The sequence below is a fragment of the Dendronalium sp. ChiSLP03b genome (genome assembly GCF_034531165.2).
GTDB lineage: Bacteria > Cyanobacteriota > Cyanobacteriia > Cyanobacteriales > Nostocaceae > Dendronalium > Dendronalium minutum.
On the sequence record NZ_JAVRBR020000066.1, the window covers coordinates 180,450 to 198,157 of the forward strand.

15 protein-coding genes are annotated in these 17,708 nt (G+C 43.7%); 3 read left to right on the plus strand and 12 right to left on the minus strand.

Going from position 1 to position 17,708, the window contains the following annotated elements:
- Positions 1–46: 46 nt before the first annotated feature.
- The 3 genes from RMY31_RS17440 to RMY31_RS17450 form a co-directional block, all read right to left on the minus strand.
- Positions 47–592, minus strand: coding sequence for a hypothetical protein (locus RMY31_RS17440; protein ID WP_322656691.1), 546 nt, complete (start codon positions 590–592; stop codon positions 47–49).
- Between the two features lie 325 nt (positions 593–917).
- Positions 918–1,064, minus strand: coding sequence for a hypothetical protein (locus RMY31_RS17445; RefSeq protein WP_322656692.1), 147 nt, complete (start codon positions 1,062–1,064; stop codon positions 918–920).
- Between the two features lie 337 nt (positions 1,065–1,401).
- Complete coding sequence (locus tag RMY31_RS17450; RefSeq protein WP_322656693.1) at positions 1,402–2,658, minus strand: ADP-ribosylglycohydrolase family protein; 1,257 nt, start codon at positions 2,656–2,658, stop codon at positions 1,402–1,404.
- Positions 2,659–2,932: 274 nt separating this feature from the next.
- Here RMY31_RS17450 and RMY31_RS17455 point away from each other — a divergent pair, with 274 nt between their 5' ends.
- Positions 2,933–3,241, plus strand: a complete 309-nt coding sequence (locus RMY31_RS17455) for a DUF4278 domain-containing protein (protein ID WP_322656694.1) — start codon at positions 2,933–2,935, stop codon at positions 3,239–3,241.
- A gap of 95 nt (positions 3,242–3,336) precedes the next feature.
- On the opposite strand, the gene ftsH2 is transcribed toward RMY31_RS17455, so the two are convergent.
- Positions 3,337–5,223: an ATP-dependent zinc metalloprotease FtsH2 gene (gene ftsH2, locus RMY31_RS17460; protein WP_322656695.1), complete on the minus strand. Its 1,887-nt coding sequence runs from the start codon at positions 5,221–5,223 to the stop codon at positions 3,337–3,339.
- A 273-nt stretch (positions 5,224–5,496) separates the two neighbouring features.
- Between ftsH2 and RMY31_RS17465 the strand changes: the two genes are divergently transcribed.
- Both RMY31_RS17465 and RMY31_RS17470 read left to right on the plus strand, forming a co-directional pair.
- Complete coding sequence (locus RMY31_RS17465) at positions 5,497–5,661, plus strand: hypothetical protein (RefSeq protein ID WP_322656696.1); 165 nt, start codon at positions 5,497–5,499, stop codon at positions 5,659–5,661.
- A gap of 149 nt (positions 5,662–5,810) precedes the next feature.
- Positions 5,811–6,323, plus strand: coding sequence for a hypothetical protein (locus RMY31_RS17470; RefSeq protein WP_322656697.1), 513 nt, complete (start codon positions 5,811–5,813; stop codon positions 6,321–6,323).
- A gap of 62 nt (positions 6,324–6,385) precedes the next feature.
- On the opposite strand, the gene RMY31_RS17475 is transcribed toward RMY31_RS17470, so the two are convergent.
- From RMY31_RS17475 to RMY31_RS17510, 8 genes are all read right to left on the minus strand, one after another.
- Positions 6,386–7,678 (minus strand): hypothetical protein, encoded by a 1,293-nt coding sequence (locus RMY31_RS17475; RefSeq protein WP_322656698.1) that lies wholly within the window; start codon positions 7,676–7,678, stop codon positions 6,386–6,388.
- A 116-nt stretch (positions 7,679–7,794) separates the two neighbouring features.
- A complete protein-coding gene (locus RMY31_RS17480) occupies positions 7,795–8,289 on the minus strand; it encodes a hypothetical protein (RefSeq protein ID WP_322656699.1) in 495 nt (164 codons plus the stop codon).
- A 629-nt stretch (positions 8,290–8,918) separates the two neighbouring features.
- On the minus strand, positions 8,919–9,377 hold the full coding sequence (locus RMY31_RS17485) for an aspartyl protease family protein (RefSeq protein ID WP_322656700.1): 459 nt from the start codon (positions 9,375–9,377) through the stop codon (positions 8,919–8,921).
- A gap of 148 nt (positions 9,378–9,525) precedes the next feature.
- A complete protein-coding gene (gene secA, locus RMY31_RS17490; protein WP_322656701.1) occupies positions 9,526–12,318 on the minus strand; it encodes a preprotein translocase subunit SecA in 2,793 nt (930 codons plus the stop codon).
- Between the two features lie 339 nt (positions 12,319–12,657).
- The gene (locus tag RMY31_RS17495; RefSeq protein WP_322656702.1) at positions 12,658–13,251 is read right to left on the minus strand and encodes a cytochrome C; all 594 of its coding nucleotides are present in this window, start codon (positions 13,249–13,251) and stop codon (positions 12,658–12,660) included.
- 790 nt (positions 13,252–14,041) lie between these two features.
- Positions 14,042–14,950, minus strand: a complete 909-nt coding sequence (locus RMY31_RS17500; protein WP_322656703.1) for an AAA family ATPase — start codon at positions 14,948–14,950, stop codon at positions 14,042–14,044.
- A gap of 150 nt (positions 14,951–15,100) precedes the next feature.
- Positions 15,101–16,183, minus strand: coding sequence for a bifunctional riboflavin kinase/FAD synthetase (locus tag RMY31_RS17505; protein ID WP_322656704.1), 1,083 nt, complete (start codon positions 16,181–16,183; stop codon positions 15,101–15,103).
- Between the two features lie 258 nt (positions 16,184–16,441).
- Positions 16,442–17,338, minus strand: a complete 897-nt coding sequence (locus RMY31_RS17510; protein WP_322656705.1) for an MBL fold metallo-hydrolase — start codon at positions 17,336–17,338, stop codon at positions 16,442–16,444.
- Between the last annotated feature and the right edge of the window lie 370 nt (positions 17,339–17,708).

A 17,708-nucleotide genomic window follows, 5' to 3' on the forward strand; every position in this document is an offset into this window, starting at 1 on the left:
GTATCCATTTAGCGATCGTTGACTGTTAAAAGTCAACGCTCAACAATTAACTACATCCTTCAACATATTCAACTTCTGGCAGTTTACCTGAGCGAAACTGAGTGACACGCTTGCCATCAGTCTCAAATACTAAACGATAATTCTGGTCAACGCGGTCTTTCGGGATAAATGTCAGGTAGTGTCCACCTTGGACGTATTTATGAGGAGTAACTTGAATTTGCCCTGGGTAAAGTGACTTAATTCGGGCTTCGCTATCTCCTATTTTTGCGCCTTTAAGGGTAGTGATTTTGCTATTTTTCCACACATCTACCCTGGATATGCGACCTTCTGTCACCATGAAACCAACCTGCTTCGGTTCCGCCTTTGGCTTGACGTAGTAGCAATTATTATTCGGCGATTCGCCAACTAACTTAGTCCCAGAAGCGTTTGTCGCTTGGGAGACACTCATGCCAACTCGAACCTGTCCGACACCATTGATGAACAATTTGGATTGGTTGGTCAGTTTCGCTTGTGCTAGCACTATCCCGACACTTAGAGAAGAAAAGACAAGTGTTGTGGTGGCGAGAGTCAATAATTTAGCTTTACTATTCATGATTTTTGACGTAAAAACACGTGTATAGTTTTATCTACAAAACTGATTCTACCAATTTCAGACTTTTCTCTTAAAGCCATACAATCTCTATAATTCACATTTTGCTTTTCAGCAGCGATTATTGATAAACATGAATTTAGGCAGATAAATCTTGATTGGCTAAATTCGGTACTAATCAACAGTAAATAACTCGTAATCGGTAGGTCGAAGATTTTGCGATCGCAGTCTCAGGTAGTGCAAATACCTGTATTACAAAAATCCAGCTTCAGTATCAGTTAGAAACAACAAGCACATTACCAACATCACTATTCCTGAAACTGATACTTCAACTTTTGGACTTTAATACTTGTATAGCTTTAAATCCTTCCCATGTCTGACTAAAAAATACGATGGGAATAATCAAACCAACTGGTTTACCAGTTTTTGCGATCGCTGTATTTGTTTCTAAAAATTTTTCAAGTTTACTTTTCATATAGAAAGACATTACAATCGATAACAAGCACAATCCAATATATGCAAAACGCAAAAACATTGTTTCACCTGGTGAAAATAGTTGTCTAATTACTGATTGGCTAGTAATATATGTTTTTTATATACTGATTAATAGCAAAGTGTATGGGTAATTATGCGTAAATAATATAATTAATGTAGCTATAATTAGGATTTAACCAAAACTATATAGCTAAGTAATTATACTCTAGTTTTAGTAAAATCAGTATCTATAAATAGCATTAATTTATCTTTTTTGATGACATAAGCAATTACTTTTTTGTTGTGGATTTAGTAAGTATATTTTTTCTGCAAAAAGCCTAATCCGTTGATAGGTGAAACTTAGCTACTACTTCAATCAAACCAACAATATTACGATTGAATTCCGGTAAATCTTCCGCAGGTATCCAATATTCCTGATGTATGGAACCGCCTACTGTTTTGACTGAGTAGCGACTTAAAAAGTCTGCACGCACTTGAAAGCGGGTTACATAGCCAATGTATCCCGTGTCAACACTTGCTGCATTCCAGTTGCGGGCAATTTGCATGGCGTATTCTTCATTTAATACTGGGTAGAAAATAGGCTGTTCTGGTAATCGGGGCGGAAATTCGTGATTGCCACTTTTTCTAATCAAAGCTAGTTCCTTTGGCCCAGTAGGACGGTAGAGTGTAATTGTTTCTGCATCCCAACTGGGCAAAGGCTCCCGCGCTTGCAACCATGTTGTAGGAATGCCTTCCCCACCTGTAGATAGCGCTACAATGCCACCAGCGATCGCACAAGTGGTATCTCTATCTCCCAAGCCACTCACGGTTAACCAAAGTGCTTCTTCGTAGCGATCGAGGTGCTGTGCAGCACACCACAGAGCAAAGGGAACTGTATCTTGTGCTGAGACATGTGTCCCGTTTCCCAGCACCGCAGCAGCTGACGGCACTGGTGTATCGGCTAAATCACGAGCCAAGCGGATTTTTGAACTCACTTCGCTTTCTGGAACGTAAGGCAGCACAAGGTTGAGAAATTCTTCTTTGCTAGGCAAAGAATTTTTGAGTCTCCAAGCCCAAGCAGCGGCAACTGCTACCGCAATAGCACCAGCGATCGCTTCTGGATGGGTATGAGTAATTTCGGCGCTAGCACGGGCTTGACTGATAACCAAATCCAGATCCTCAGCAAAAAATGCCCCTATGGGCGCAACCCGCATTGCTGCCCCATTGCCATAAGAACCCTGTCCGCCAAACAGACTACTCGCCACCTGTTGCCAAGGTTCGCCCTCCCGTATCTGCATTAACAGTCCTTGCATTGCTGGCCCATAACCCCGTTGGCTGTCGTATTGTTTTGCAAAGCTTTCTGCTAGCTTATCCTGATTAATCTCTCCATATTCTCTGAGAATTGCCACAATTGAGAGTGCCATTTGAGTATCGTCAGTGTAATACCAAGGCGATGCAGGGATGGCACGCGCTGCCACTAAACTCTCCACGACATTTGGATGGAGAAAAAATCGCTCTCCAAAAGCATCTCCTACCGATAAACCTTCAAGAGAACATTGGGCGCAAAGAAGGCGAGTATCATTAGTTTTGCTCATAAGTTCCTGTTGGACGGATATTTTTTGTAGTACAAAAGCTACATCAGTAATATAAAAGATTTTAGCTTGGAACTTCCGATTATTCGAGATTTAGCTGTATTGCCGACTGGATGAATTGGTAGATAACTCAGCATTCGCGCAATCGAAAGTAAATATTGCTGAGTCGCGGAAGTAGCAGAATAAAGTTAATAAAAGTGTAAACTTACTACGAGCTTGCATAAGTCTTTAATTAGCCTCTGATAAATATATCAACAAGTATTCTGGAGGCAAAAATATGAAACTTCACTATCGTGGTCTGAGCTACGAATACGACCCAAACCAAAAAGCAAAACAACCATTTCAGCCAGTTCCTAAATCAGGAAGAGCTTATGACCTGATGTATCGTGGGGTTACTTATCGTGTCGATCCCAATGCTCAATCAGCTGAAGATCCTTTATCACTACCAGCTTATAAATTGATTTATAGGGGACTCACCTACTTGATAAACAGAACTACACACGGAGAAGTTACTGTCGTCTCTCAACCAGCAAGCACTTCAAAAGTTGGGACACCCGTTTTGGAAGAAGTAAATTTTCAAGAATAACTTGGCAATAAAAAATGAGGATAGTCAATACCATCCCCATTTTATTTTTGTTCCTTTGCCCATTTCCAGGCAACAGCCCAGAAAAGAGTCAACAATTACAGTTGCGGTACATACTGAGCTTTTTCTGGTACATCAGTGTATTCAGCTACAATCTGACGGAATTCTTCGCCGTCAATGGTTTCCTTCTCAATGAGCAAATCGACTAAGCGATCGGTAACAGTGCGATGGTCGCGCATAATCTTTTTAGCGGTTTGATAGCAATCTTCAACGATCGCCCGCACTTGAGCATCGATGCGGGAGGCGATCGCTTCAGAATATTCCGATCTTGTCGTCCAGTCACGACCCAAGAATACTTCTCCTTGTTGGCTTTCCAGTGACAGCGGTCCTAAATCGGACATTCCAAATCGGGTCACCATCTGCCGTGCCATTCCCGACAATTGCTGCAAGTCTCCACCTGCACCAGTTGTCACTTCCGCAGGGCCGAAAATCACCTCTTCAGCGGCGCGACCACCCAAAGCCCCAGTAATCCGAGCTTTCAGTTGGGAACGGGAAATTAGCCCCTGTTCTTCGTTGGGAGTAAACCAAGTCAGACCTTGTGCCTGTCCTCGTGGAATCAAGGTGACTTTCTGCACTGGGTCATGGTCTTTTAACAAGGTTCCCACTAAGGCGTGTCCGATTTCGTGGTAAGCAATCAAGCGCTTGCTCTTGCTGTCCACCAAGGGAGTGCCTTCCATCCCGGCGACTACCCGATCCACGGCATCATCAATTTCGCGGAGGGTGATAGCTTCTTTCCGTCTTCTGGCGGTAAGAATAGCAGCTTCATTGAGTAAGTTGGCTAAGTCAGCGCCAGTAAAACCAGGAGTCCGGCGAGCGATCGCATCTAAGGATACGCTAGGGTCTAGTTTCTTGTTGCGCGCGTGGACTTGCAATATTTCCAAACGTCCTTTGATATCAGGTGCATCGACTGTGACTTGGCGGTCAAAGCGTCCGGGACGTAACAAGGCTGAGTCTAATACATCGGGACGGTTAGTAGCAGCAATAATAATGATACCTGTGTTACCTTCAAAACCGTCCATCTCGGTGAGCAACTGGTTAAGAGTTTGCTCTCTCTCGTCGTTACCGCCACCGATACCAGCACCCCGTTGCCGTCCTACTGCGTCGATTTCATCGATAAAGATGATACAGGGAGCATTATCTTTAGCTTTCTTAAACAAATCGCGGACGCGGGATGCACCCACACCGACAAACATTTCCACAAATTCTGAGCCGGAAATGCTGAAGAATGGTACGCCAGCTTCTCCTGCGATCGCTTTTGCTAATAAAGTTTTACCAGTTCCTGGAGGCCCGACTAACAGCACTCCTTTGGGAATGCGTGCGCCTACAGCAGTAAATCTTTCTGGCTGCTTCAAGAAGGTGACGACTTCTTGCAGTTCTTCTTTAGCTTCTTCGATGCCTGCTACGTCATCAAATTTCACGCCAGTTTTTGCTTCCATTTGGAAACGCGCTCTGGATTTGCCAAAGTTCATCGCTTGACCTGGACCGCCTGGGAGGTTGCTAGAACGACGGAACAAAAAGAACAGTCCAGTAATCAATAAAATGGGAAAAATCAGATTGCCCAACAGTCCCCAGATTGCGCCATCATTCCGCATCGGGTGAGCATCAAAACTAATTCCTTTGGTTTTGAGCTTGCTAATTAACTCAGGAGCGTTAATCGGCAAATCCACTCGCCAGCGTTGGACGCGATTTTCAATGTCTCGATCGACTGCTTCTATAATTGCTGTCCTGCCGCCTTCGTACAGATCCACACTAGTGACGCGATCGGCATCCAAGTATTCCAGGAAGCGACCATAGGTCATGCGGGTATTGGCTGCATTCTTACCCATGTCGGCAGGAGCATTAGCAAACGCTCCTTGCCAGAAGAAAAAGCCAATTACTAAAGCTGGCAATGTCCACAGTGCTAGGACTTTCCAGGAAAATTTCATTTTAATTTGCCTCTAGATGCCATTACAATTATTCATCTCTAGCAAAAGATGGTGATATCACCCTCCCGGTTTACAGTGGCTACCCTTGGGAGAGGACTCGCTAATGCTACGCTATCGCTGCGCTAACGTCAGTCGCTCATTAAGGTGTCCCCCAAGACCGCGCTGTCTCACCTTAGTTACTAGATTAAGTTTGCAACGGATGTTTCTTAATCCATTTTGTTTAATCTGATGTCCAGTCATGCAAAGCTATAGAACCACTGGGGCATTACAGCGGTGCCGACAAGAATCTTAATTAAAGTTAACTTAATTTTAATACAGCTTGGATTAACCAGCAGAAAATTTAAGATAGCGATCGCCATCGCTAGGGGAAGACAGAAACCAATTTTGTTAAATAGTGGAAGATTGTGGTGGCGATCGCGTAATGCTTTTGGATTTTAATCGTGAGCGAGGTGATTTTTTGGAGGTGTGCAACTTTCAAATTCTGAGATAGGTCATAAAATATACATTTTATTAAGCAGGTTAAAGTTTAATTGCAACATTTGATACTTCATTGTTACAAAAAAAGATTAATCAATTTAACTACAAAAATGTCTTCCAAAAGTCTCAAACACTTGACTTTAGCCCTAGTTCTTCCATTTGTGAGTTTAGGGATATTAACTGCCTGTGTTCAAGGTAAAAGCGAAACTACAACAACTCTTACTCAAGCCCAAGTAGAAACCTTCATTGGGCCATCTGAGCGGCCCAACATGATACTCAACGTAAAACGCGAGGCTGGGGTATGTCCTCAAACAGTTGGTATTTGGACTTTCTTACTCCCCTTTGAAGGTGGTGCTGAACATACTGCTGTTGCTGACATTAGGAATGCTATGTTGTTAGCCTCTGGTGAAAAATTTTTAGAATACGAAGCACCATTGCGACAATCTTATGTATCTTGTGTTGGTAGTGCTAAGTCAGAAAGACCTCGCGTGTACAGTTTCCAGTTTCGCAATGGAAAGGCTTATTTTCGCCTGGATTTGAACCAAGCAACGCTGAATACCACAATTACGTATCAAGGAACAGGTGGATTCCGTCCCTACGTTCGCTGGATAGCTGCTGAATAGCTAAAGAACAACTTAATTTGCAATTTTTAAAATATAAAAATACTTAGCAATTAATAGCTAGTTTAAAATCCTGATATTAAAAGTGTTTCTGATGTTAGGTTTCGTAGGTTCAAACTTTGGATTGGTACAACTAAATCGTTGCCAACCCATTTCACATCAACAGACGTTGTTTTTCCTATCGGCAATATCAAACGTTTTGCTTCTTTAGTTTGGAGATTATAAATGAATAAGAGTTGTGTTCCTTTTCTGTTAGTGAGGTCGGTTACAATACGCATCCCGTCTTCGGAAAAGTCTGCTCTGTAAGAATTCAAAAATTCTCCAGCAGTTGATTTATACAGTAACTGGGATGTTCCAGTAGAAATGGAAAGTGCATACAGTTCGACATCAGGGCTATTTGGGGCAATTTTTTTGCTGTACAACACGGTTTGGCCATTGTCACTTTGAGCAACAAAGTTACCAATTGCAAGTTCTTGTATTTGCTTTGTTTTAGGAGTAATAGCAACCAAAGCGCCCTTTCCATTCGCATGGTTAAACTCGTTAATTAAAATTCGGTTATCTATTGTCCAACCAAGGACGTGAGGAGTAAAGTTATCTCTTTCATATACCTGGGACTCCTGACCAGTAGCAACATCATAAATCCATACACCAATGCGGTTACTTTCAATTCGGTTACGGTTTGAAATGAAAGCGATCGCATTACCATCTGGCGACCATTTCGGCTGTTGTGCCCAGTAGAGAATCCGCCCATGCTCAATACCTAAATTAGGCAAATCTTTTTTCCTTTGGGAAGTAGCAGCTCGAACCTGCTCATTACTGAGCGCTTTTACTTGCAATGTTTTTGTATCCAGGATATATAAAGCATTGTTATATTGAAATAACTGTTGCGAATTATCACTTGGACTCGGAATCAAAAGTGGAGTTTTAGAACCAGGTTCAGCAACATAATTTAGTCTATTGTTACGGTCATAAGAAAGCAAGTCAAGTGTGTATTCTTGACCATTAATTTCATCTTTAAATTTTACTTCATGACGCTTAAATGTTTTACTAAATTGCTTTCTTTGCTGCTTGTTAAAACCAATTATTTTTGTTTTGTACACTCTACGTTGCACGTTTATTTCTTCAGTTAGCCGAGGGTTTTGCCCAAGTAGTTGGCTCAATTGGTTCTTTTGTCTCTGACTTGGCACTTCTAAGAAAACTGCTTCTTGTCTATCTTCCTCTATTAGAATTACAGGAGTGTTTGCTAAGACGGTAGTATTAAAAGCAGTGGTCATTGCCTTTTGCCCCATGACACCAAAAATTGCACCGACTGTTAGCAACGAACCGACGGAAATCAACAGTAATTTTTTAGATGTCATTGAATACTTACTCTATATCTGTTTGAAATAACTTGAGCTTTTAATGTGTTTTACGTAGTTGTGGAATTTCACCGTACAAAAGCTTTGTATTGCTTTATCTTCCTTGCCACCGTCACCTACTTAACTTCCGTAATTTGTAAAGTGTAAGGGAAATACTTGCCTTTTTCGTATGAACCTACCCAAATCTGGTAGTTTCCAGGAAGCCATTCACCAACCATGCCAGGATTTTTACCATCAAAATCGTCGTTACACCAAGTGCCACCAGGGCCTTTGATCGCGATGGTGGTATCTTCAGGACTTTGAACTTGTAGCTTCAAGTAATCAAATTTACTTGTTAGTACCAGGGTGTGGTCTGGGGCTTCATCTACAAATCCAGTACATGGGCCAGTGGGTGTTTCAGTTCTTCCAGCAATTTGGTTCTCAGACACTGAACCGCCACTCATACCTCTAACTACCAAGGGATCTGGGGAAAATTGGTGGTCGATAGTTACATCTCCAAATATCGGTGGTGCTTCCTGAGCATCAGCTACGACATGAATTGTCGATGTGACACACAGTGTAACTATTATCAACGATAATCTTATCCCTCTATTTAGCGCTGTTCTTGACATTGTAATTATATATATTTCTCAGTGTTTTGAAAGACACTAATTTTACACACCAAGTTCCCCAGATGAGAGAAATTGACTACTTATGAAGGATAAAGGGTTTACTGAATCGCACACTGACCAAAGAAAGGTAGAGGAGCAATCATGCTTACATTTCCGGTATGGGTTTAAAGCAATTTGTTCAGGAGTGGGGTTACTAGCAAGAAAGTCAAGGATGTATCGGTAAACTTGTGCTAGTAGTGCTGTTGAAGACTTAAAGGCAGTAGTTCAGGTAGGCGATGCCTCAATACGGTTCGGATAAGACTTGATCCCCCCAACCCCCCTTTTTAAGGGGGGCTAAGAATGGCTCTATTTCCCCCCTTTTTAAGGGGGGACTAAGGGGGATCTTCAAGGACTATGCACCTAACCGAAGCGTATTGGGCGATGCCTAGTTGTGCTATTTGTTGAGATACTTCCTCTGCTACTTCCAGAGTGATTCTGGGCATAGTCCGCTTTCCTGGAGTGTTTCTTCCTGCTCATTATTGTAGCTGTGCTATGAAGGGTATCCCAAAAGGAGCGATCGCACCAGCAATAACCTTTTAACTCATATCTGAAAAATTAGCGCCTGCTTTCAGTAGAAAACACACTACTGTTTATAAAACAGTCAAGTAAGTTTGCTCAGAATTCATCGGTAAAATCCGTAATTTCCGATTTTTTAAGTCTGGTTCTAGCCCTAAAACTTCCATTGGCGTGACACCCAAAAGCGCATAAGGTACTTCTGTGAGTTCCAGACAATCAAAAGTTCCTTGCCGTTCTCCAATAAACAGTTCAACATCTCGAAAAATCCGCCCTTGCTGTACACCAGCAGCAGTTTCTACCTGGGCTTCTCCACCTTGAACTAAACCTAGTTGACTAATAATGTTAGTAGGTAAGCATAGCAACGTCGCACCTGTATCAACTAAAACATTATCTAGAGTACAAGAGCGAATTTCTTCTTGAGAAATGAAGCCTCTTTGAGCCAGCACTCGATCGATTCGATTCGTGACAGTGAGGGTAACTATTACTTGCCCCATTTGCTTACCCTGAAGATTTGGCAATACTAGCTTACCCATTTCAGCAAACTCCTGAAAATGCTGTATTTCTCAACTATATACAAAGACGCAAAAGCACTCTCTGTGCGACGGACACTTTGCTCAACGGGGGTTACCCCCGCACGCAAGCGTCCTCTGCGTCTCTGCGTGAAACATTCTCTCTAACTTCCTACACCATCTCAGACGAAGCCTGTACCATTGGCTGAGGCTGAGGCTGGAACATGAACAATGAGTACACCACATCTCGGCGGATGTTGACCATCATATCCAAAAAGAGTTCGTATCCCTCACTCTTGTACTCAATCAACGGATCTTTTTGACCGTAGCCACGCAATCCCACTGATTCGCGCAAGGCATCCATTTGTTGGAGGTGTTCCCGCCACAGGGTATCAATCCGTTGCAAGATAAAGAAACGTTCGGCTTGCCGCATGAGTCCAGGCTGAATTTGGTCAATCTGCGCTTCTTTGAGGTCGTAGGCAATTCGCACCTGTTCGTGGAGGAAGGCTTTAATCTCAGTAACAGACATATCCTCTAATTGGGTTGCCTGCAAGTCCGCTAGCAGATAGACAAATTCTTTGACTTTCTCAACCAACTTTTCTAATTCCCACTCTTCTGAGGGCAAGTCTGGGTTGATGTAGTAGTCAACGATGTCATCCATCGTTTTTTCGGCGTATTTGATTACCTGTTCTTTCAAGTCTTGACCTTCTAACACCCGACGGCGTTCGGCGTAGATGGCGCGACGTTGGTTATTCATCACCTCATCGTACTCAAACACCTGCTTACGGATGTCGTAGTAGTAAGTTTCGACTTTTTTCTGTGCGCCTTCCAAACTGCGAGTCAGCATCCCGGATTCAATGGGCATATCTTCTTCGACGTTGAAGGCATTCATTAAACCAGCAACGCGATCGCCACCAAAAATCCGCAGTAGGTTATCCTCTAAACTCAGGAAGAATCTTGTTGAACCAGGGTCGCCTTGCCGTCCTGCGCGTCCTCGTAACTGGTTATCAATTCGCCGTGATTCGTGGCGTTCTGTACCAATTACGTGCAAACCGCCCAATTCCACAACCTCGTTGTGTTCGCGGCTAGTAAATCCTTCGTACTCGTGCTTAATCCGGTTGTAAGCATCCCGCAATTTCTGGATTACAAGGTCGTCCGTGGGAGCTTTTTCTGCTGCCACTGCTACCTTGTCTTCTGCTTCTAGTTCTGGTAAACTGCGCTCACCATACTCCCGTACCGCAGATTCTACCGCTTCTTTCAATAGCTGTTCTGTTTCTTTTGAAACTTGAGTGGGGAAAATTTCTGGTGAAGCTCTCCAAGTTTTAACTTTTTTGCCAGGAACAAAACCTTGACCACCACCATGTCCTGTAGGCAACCCAGCAGCTCTTTGCACGCCAAATACATCTTCATCTTCTGGCATGACAATCCGAGGCATGAAATATTCCCGCAACTTCAGACGCGCCATGTATTCGGAGTTACCACCAAGAATGATGTCTGTACCTCGACCAGCCATGTTAGTCGCAATAGTTACAGCCCCTCTGCGTCCTGCCTGGGCGACAATCTCTGCTTCCCGTTCCACGTTTTCTGGTCGAGCGTTGAGCAACTCGTGGGGAATTTGTTGCTGTTTGAGGAGCTGGCTGAGATATTCAGATTTTTCTACGCTAGTGGTTCCTACCAATACTGGTCTACCGAGTTGGTGCATTTCAGCACATTCTTTAGCGATCGCACCCCACTTACCTACTTCTGTCTTAAACACCATGTCAGACCAATCTTGGCGGTTTCTAGGTCTGTTAGTAGGAATTACAGCAACTTCCAATTTGTAAATTTTTTCAAACTCTGGTTCTTCTGTTTTTGCTGTTCCTGTCATGCCACCCAATTTAGGATAGAGCAAGAACAAATTTTGATAAGTAATTGTTGCTAAAGTTTGAGTTTCCGGCTGAATTTCTACATGTTCTTTGGCTTCAATTGCTTGGTGCAGACCATCACTCCAACGCCGTCCTGGCAATACCCGCCCAGTAAATTCATCTACAATTACCACTTCCCCATTACGGACGATATAGTTAACATCCTTGAGGAAAAGTTCTTTGGCTTTAATGGCATTGAACACGAAGTGCGCCCACGGATCGTCTGGGTTAAATAAATCTGTTACTCCTAAAAGATTTTCTGCTTCTGCAAAGCCTTCATCTGTCAACAGCACGTTACGGGCTTTTTCATCTACCTCGTAATGCTCATCTTTTTTTAGCGTCACTGAGATTTCAGCTGCTTGCAGGTATTTTTCCGTAGGTCTTTCTACCTGCCCGGAAATAATCAGTGGTGTCCGCGCCTCATCAACAAGAATCGAGTCTACCTCGTCAATTACGCAATAGTTGAACGGGCGTTGCACCACATCAGCCATGGATGTTGCCATGTTGTCCCGCAGGTAGTCAAAACCTACTTCACTGTTGGTGACATAAGTGATGTCGCACTCATAGTTCTTCTGGCGTTCGCTGGGAGTCATGCTTGCTTGAATCAGCCCCACACTCAAACCCAAAAAGCGATGCACCTGTCCCATCCATTCCGCGTCCCGACGAGCCAAGTAATCGTTCACAGTGATTACGTGTACGCCTTTTCCATTCAGGGCATTTAAATAACTCGGTAATGTAGCAACTAGGGTTTTACCCTCCCCAGTTTTCATTTCCGCGATTTGCCCACTATGCAGAATTACACCGCCTAACAACTGAACATCAAAATGCCGTAATCCTAAGACTCGCCGTCCTGCTTCTCTTACCACAGCAAAGGCTTCTGGCAGAATATCATCCAGGGTTTCGCCTTTAGCAAGCCGCTGTTTAAATTCTACTGTTTTGCCTTTTAAACCCTCATCAGAAAGAGCTTGAACTTCTTCCTCTAAGAGGTTAATTTCCGTAATGTAAGGTTGGTATTTTTTAAGCTTACGAGCGTTGGGATCGCCCAACAAGAGTTTTAGCATGGCAGGTTATAGAACTAAATGGAGGGGGATGAGGACTAAAGGTTTGGTATTGATTATAAGAATTTAACCGAACACAGCCATCTTGTTATGGATGGGCTATGAAATGGGAATTTGCTCAAAAACTAGATCCAATCAGTTTACTAAATGATTGGTTTTATTTCATAGTTTAAATCTGAAACTCTTTTTATAGTATCATTCTGCCTTCTACTGAAGCAGAGAACGCCGACCATGAGAGGTAGCGATCGCCCGACCTTTTTGAAGAGCAGGGGCAAAGGGGCAGGGGAAAGTGAACAAGTAAATATAAGATTATAGTATTCCCCCGCATTATCCTCAGCTTCCCTACTTCTCCCACTCCGGGCTGAGGCGGCGGAAATTGTATTCACTAGCGCTGGGATGACAGCTAACACAACTGCCAATTTGAACAGGACGCGGCAACTCGACTTTGGGATGCAAAGCTTTGAAGTAACGAGAGTTGTTGACGCGATATGGTGTTGCTTCGTCTGATAATTGAGTGCGAGAGAAAGTGGAAAGATACCTCCACACGAGAATGCGGGGCGGATCGACTAAAGGCTTAAGTTGTGCCCCATAGTGCTGTGAGTCTTCAAGGAGATTTTTCCAAGTTTGGGTAGGTAAAACAGCTGGTGGCAAAGCAATGTGGCAAGTAGAGCAGTTTTCTAAATACAATTCTTGCCCTAGTTGGTACTGTGCAGGTACTACGTCTACAGTGCCAATTTCAGCGGTAGGAGTGGCACTGTGAACACTAGTTACCGAAGCCAGAAGCCAACCCATAGCCAGACTCCAAGCCAAAATTACCAAAATTAATCCCAAGGGACGGCGTTTAAGTCGGCGTTCGACGCTAGCCTTCGGCAACGCTAGGGGCGAACGCCATAGCGGTTCGCTCTCGCGAGATTTACGCTTAACAAAATTTGACATTCCTCACATTTCCAAATGCGATATGGCGCTTGTAGCTAATAATAGGACTTACGCAGGCTTGATGGTGTTTCAAGTTTTGCGTAACTCCTTTACAGTGCAGGGAACGATTTTAGAAAGTTTTTAATTACGGCTGTGCAACTTTGTAAAAGTTCCATTAGTTTCTAAATACTTACCAAAGGAATAATATTCTGGTATTTTTAACTTTACTCACCATACAAATTAGCTATAATATCTCGGATTTAATTAGCACTAATATCTTCTCGGTCAGACTTTGAATAAATTGTTAGTAGCAAACTACTTGTAGAAGACTCGACTTGATAAATTAATCGGTATTCAGCACTCTTACCTTTTTGGATATTACTGTTGCGAGCCTTTACCTTATAAATAATATAATCGTCACCAATGCCCGCAATTCTATCTCCTACAAAGATTTCTGTCGCAATTGCTCAATAATCGGTTGAACATCAGAGCGAATATTGCCAAATATCTTTGAGAATCTCTAAAGTTCCTCCTCAAACTCATCGGAGAACCGAATTGAAACCGCATCATCACTCTGTATAAATTCTGTCCTATAGCTCACTAATTGGTCTAGTTTGACCCATTTTTGCTTGCTGCAAGGCTCTTTTCAAACTGGTTCTGAATCGGCTCATCTAAAACTAGATTTCCCTGAGCGTCAATCCTGCCAGTAACTTCGATCGCTTTCATCTGTTGCTACCTGTTTTTGTAGGAGATCTTAACACGCCGAAATCTAGGCAGGATAAGGAACCTGAAGTTTATATTCAGCCCTATTTTAAGGAATGGGAAGCGATCGCAATAATCGCTCAATAACAGTTCTGGCACCCCGTCCTCCTCTGGGGATAATGCGATGACAAAGAACATGAGGTACAAGAAATTTTACGTCATCGGGAATGGCATAGTCACGCCCTAATAGAAAAGCTAACGCTTGAGTAGCTCGTTGTAATGCCACACTACCGCGAGGACTAACACCTAGAGTAATTTCCTCATCTTGCCGCGTTGCCCGTACCAATTCCAGTATGTACTGTTGCAAAGATGTCTCCACTCGTACCTGGAAGCAAAGTTTACGCAATTGAGCCACTTCTGCCAAGGTAATACAAGGCTGCAAATCGCCAACATTCAGACCATGCTGGAGATTTTGCAGCATTTCAAGTTCTTCTGTAGCAGAAGGATAGCCTAAGCTCAACGACAACATGAACCGATCCATTTGTGCTTCTGGCAGAGGAAAAGTGCCTTGGTACTCAATGGGGTTCTGGGTAGCAATGACAAAGAAAGGCTGGGGAACTGTACGAGAGACACCATCAACTGTCACCTGATGTTCTTCCATCACTTCCAGCAAAGCCGACTGGGTGCGGGGTGTGGCGCGGTTGATTTCGTCAGCTAGCAGCACATTGGCAAATACTGGCCCTGCCATAAAACTAAATTCGCCGCTTTTTGGGTTCCAGATGTTGGTACCAGTGATGTCAGTTGGCAGTAAATCGGGGGTACATTGTAACCGTTGAAACTTACCATCTAGCGAACGAGCTAGAGATTTAGCGAGGAGAGTTTTGCCAACTCCTGGGACATCCTCTAGTAAAGCATGACCACCACCTAGCAGCGCGACTAGCACTAAACGTATGGCATCAGTTTTACCAACGATGGTACGAGCAAGATTTTGTGTTAGAGCGTCAATTTTTTCTCTCATGCAGTGTGGGGACTGGGGACTGGGGACTAGGGATTGGGGACTGGGGACTGGGGATTGGGAAAAATCCTTCCCAATCCCTGATACCTGATTCCCAATACTCCCATTTACAGTGTTCCCACTCAGCACTCAACAGTCATCAGTTAACAGTCATCAGTCAACACTTAAAACTTTTCTAGCAACGGTACAGTCAAGTTGAATTTGTGTTTTTAGGGCTTCTAGTGAAGGAAATTTCTGTTCGGGTCGCAAAAATTCAACTAGCTGCACAGCCAATTTTTTACCATACAAATCATCAGACCAATCGAACAGATGTACTTCCACAGATGAACAAGTACCATTGACTGTGGGACGATCGCCTATATTCATCACACCCAAGTTTTGAGGCTGAGGTACAGTTTCATCTGATGTTTTACTCAAAATAGAAACACGGACAGCATAGACACCTTTACGGGGCAAAAACTTGTCCTGTGGTAATTGAATATTGGCAGTAGGAAAACCAATAGTTCTCCCCAGTTGTTGACCTTGAACGACAACACCAATGAGGCTGTAGGGGCGACCTAGGAGTAAGTTGGCGTTTTTGATGTCGCCACTTTCGAGAGAGTGCCGAATCAATGAAGTGCTAATGGGAATCTCCTGGGTGGGGGCGCTGTCTGTATAAGTTTGTAAGGGAACGATGGTAACGGGGATATCGTACTTGGCGGCAAGTAACTGCAAATCCCTAGCGGTACCACGGCGCTGTTTGCCAAAACAAAAATCATGTCCAACGCTAATTCGCTGGCATTGCAGTTGTTGCACTAGAATCTTTTCTACGAAATCTTCGGGAGACAAAGCAGATAATTCTTTGTCGAAGGGTAGTAGTACTAGTTGTTCGACACCAAGCGATCGCAATTGTTGAACTTTTTCATCCAAAGGTGTTAATAAAGCACGGGGTTGCCCCGTAAAAAACTCCTGTGGATGGGGATGAAAAGTGACAACTGTCGAGTATGTACGTTCTTTATTTGTCAGTTGTCCTTCGTCAGCTGTCAGTTGTTGGTTGTCATTGGACTCCTGTACGGGCACAAGACCTTGCGCCGCTACCGATAACCGATCGCCAGCGTGTAAAACTGGTTGAATGACCCTGTGATGGCCAAGATGCACACCATCAAATTTGCCAAGAGCAACAGCAGTTGGTGTTAGCAGCCCTTCAGTCGAGGAAGCAACCCACACAGAACATCCATTTTGAGACAAATTTAGCACGTGGATTCTGGGATTTTAGGTTTATTTAGCTGTCAGCTACAAGCTACCTTACGGTTAGTCGCCTAGAGGAGGGCATAGTGTCTGGGGAGTGCGAAGTTAGAGTTAGGAGTTAGGAGTTATTATTCTCTTCCTTGTCCTTCTTGTCCCCCTCAGCTCCCCCTGCCTCCTATAGTTGCGGCACAACTGTGAGGTCAGTCGCGCTAACAGCTCTCGATCACCAATCTAATCTAAAATCGAGAATCGCTTCGATTGCAACCTTTACACAGAAAATTTGCTTGCAGAAAAAGATTCTGATAGGCAAACTGAGGTGGGAACCTGAAGCACCATTCCTTCCCGTGCCATGATTGCACCAGGAAATTTCTCAGACGCTTGTTCTCCGACACAATCCAAAAAGTCATCATTGTGAGCAGGATCGTGGTGAAAAATTACCAGAGTCTTGACATTAGCTGCTTTAGCCACTTTTACCGCTTCTTGCCAAGTAGAATGTCCCCAGCCAATTTTTGGGGATTTTGGTGAGTGATATTCCTCATCAGTATAGGTGGAATCGTAGATGAGGATGTCCGCATTGCGAGCTAGCCACAACACATTTTCATCCAGCCGATCTGGGAAATGTTCCGTATCAGTGATGTAAACAGCAGCACCACCTTGCCAGTTGACTCGGTATCCTATAGCTTCACCGGGATGATTTAGGGACGCCGTTTCTATGGTAATGTCATTGATATGTATTGGTTGCCCAGGTTTAATGTTGTGAAAACTCAAATTTGCCTGCATGATCTGCAAGGGCACCGGAAAATTTGGGTGGAGCATCTGGTCATTGAGGCGCTGTTCTATGGTGGAACCATCAGGAGCGATCGCACCATAAATATGAAAATCATTGCCTTTGACAAATCCTGGGACAAAGAAGGGGAACCCCTGCATGTGATCCCAGTGGGAGTGGGTAAAAAATATATGAGCTTCTAACGGCATTTGGCGCAATAAAGATTGCCCCAAAACATGCAGTCCCGTACCACCATCAAAAATTAAGCGTTTACCGCCCGCTTGCATCTCAATACAAGGGGTGTTACCGCCATAGCGGACGGTGTGTGGTCCTGGACTGGGGATGCTCCCGCGAACGCCCCAAAATTGTACGGTAAATTGGTTTTTTATCCTGGACATGGGTGTTGCTTACTGGACTGAGCGGGCGATCGACAATAAAAATGTTACTTCCTTTGTTAAGTTTATGCTGTCTTACCACATTTAGTAGAAGGTGTTTTTTTGGTAAAACAGCATACTCTATTTAGCTAGTTGTGTACACACAGGTGAGGTACTGTAAGGCAGTTGCCCCAAATTTTCCAAAAGTACGTGTATCCGTAATATCGAGAGTGCTACTACTTTATAGCTTAAATTTTGCTGTGATGCATTTAACTGGGTATTAGAGATTGGGTACTAGGTACTGGGGACTAAGCAAGAAGTGGAAAAGTAGGGGAACAGGACACAGGTACACGGGGAATATTTCAGTACAACTCTCCACGTAGCTGCGTCTGTT

Excerpts from the sequence above, each read along its gene's own strand:
- RMY31_RS17470 (WP_322656697.1), top strand. The coding sequence starts at position 5,811 with ATGTCTTCCAAAAGTCTCAAACACTTGACTTTAGCCCTAGTTCTTCCA.
- RMY31_RS17440 (WP_322656691.1), bottom strand. The coding sequence starts at position 592 with ATGAATAGTAAAGCTAAATTATTGACTCTCGCCACCACAACACTTGTC.
- RMY31_RS17450 (WP_322656693.1), bottom strand. The coding sequence starts at position 2,658 with ATGAGCAAAACTAATGATACTCGCCTTCTTTGCGCCCAATGTTCTCTT.
- RMY31_RS17485 (WP_322656700.1), bottom strand. The coding sequence starts at position 9,377 with ATGGGTAAGCTAGTATTGCCAAATCTTCAGGGTAAGCAAATGGGGCAA.
- RMY31_RS17455 (WP_322656694.1), top strand. The coding sequence starts at position 2,933 with ATGAAACTTCACTATCGTGGTCTGAGCTACGAATACGACCCAAACCAA.
- RMY31_RS17475 (WP_322656698.1), bottom strand. The coding sequence starts at position 7,678 with ATGACATCTAAAAAATTACTGTTGATTTCCGTCGGTTCGTTGCTAACA.
- RMY31_RS17495 (WP_322656702.1), bottom strand. The coding sequence starts at position 13,251 with ATGTCAAATTTTGTTAAGCGTAAATCTCGCGAGAGCGAACCGCTATGG.
- RMY31_RS17480 (WP_322656699.1), bottom strand. The coding sequence starts at position 8,289 with ATGTCAAGAACAGCGCTAAATAGAGGGATAAGATTATCGTTGATAATA.
- RMY31_RS17445 (WP_322656692.1), bottom strand. The coding sequence starts at position 1,064 with ATGAAAAGTAAACTTGAAAAATTTTTAGAAACAAATACAGCGATCGCA.
- RMY31_RS17510 (WP_322656705.1), bottom strand. The coding sequence starts at position 17,338 with ATGTCCAGGATAAAAAACCAATTTACCGTACAATTTTGGGGCGTTCGC.
- RMY31_RS17500 (WP_322656703.1), bottom strand. The coding sequence starts at position 14,950 with ATGAGAGAAAAAATTGACGCTCTAACACAAAATCTTGCTCGTACCATC.
- secA (WP_322656701.1), bottom strand. The coding sequence starts at position 12,318 with ATGCTAAAACTCTTGTTGGGCGATCCCAACGCTCGTAAGCTTAAAAAA.
- ftsH2 (WP_322656695.1), bottom strand. The coding sequence starts at position 5,223 with ATGAAATTTTCCTGGAAAGTCCTAGCACTGTGGACATTGCCAGCTTTA.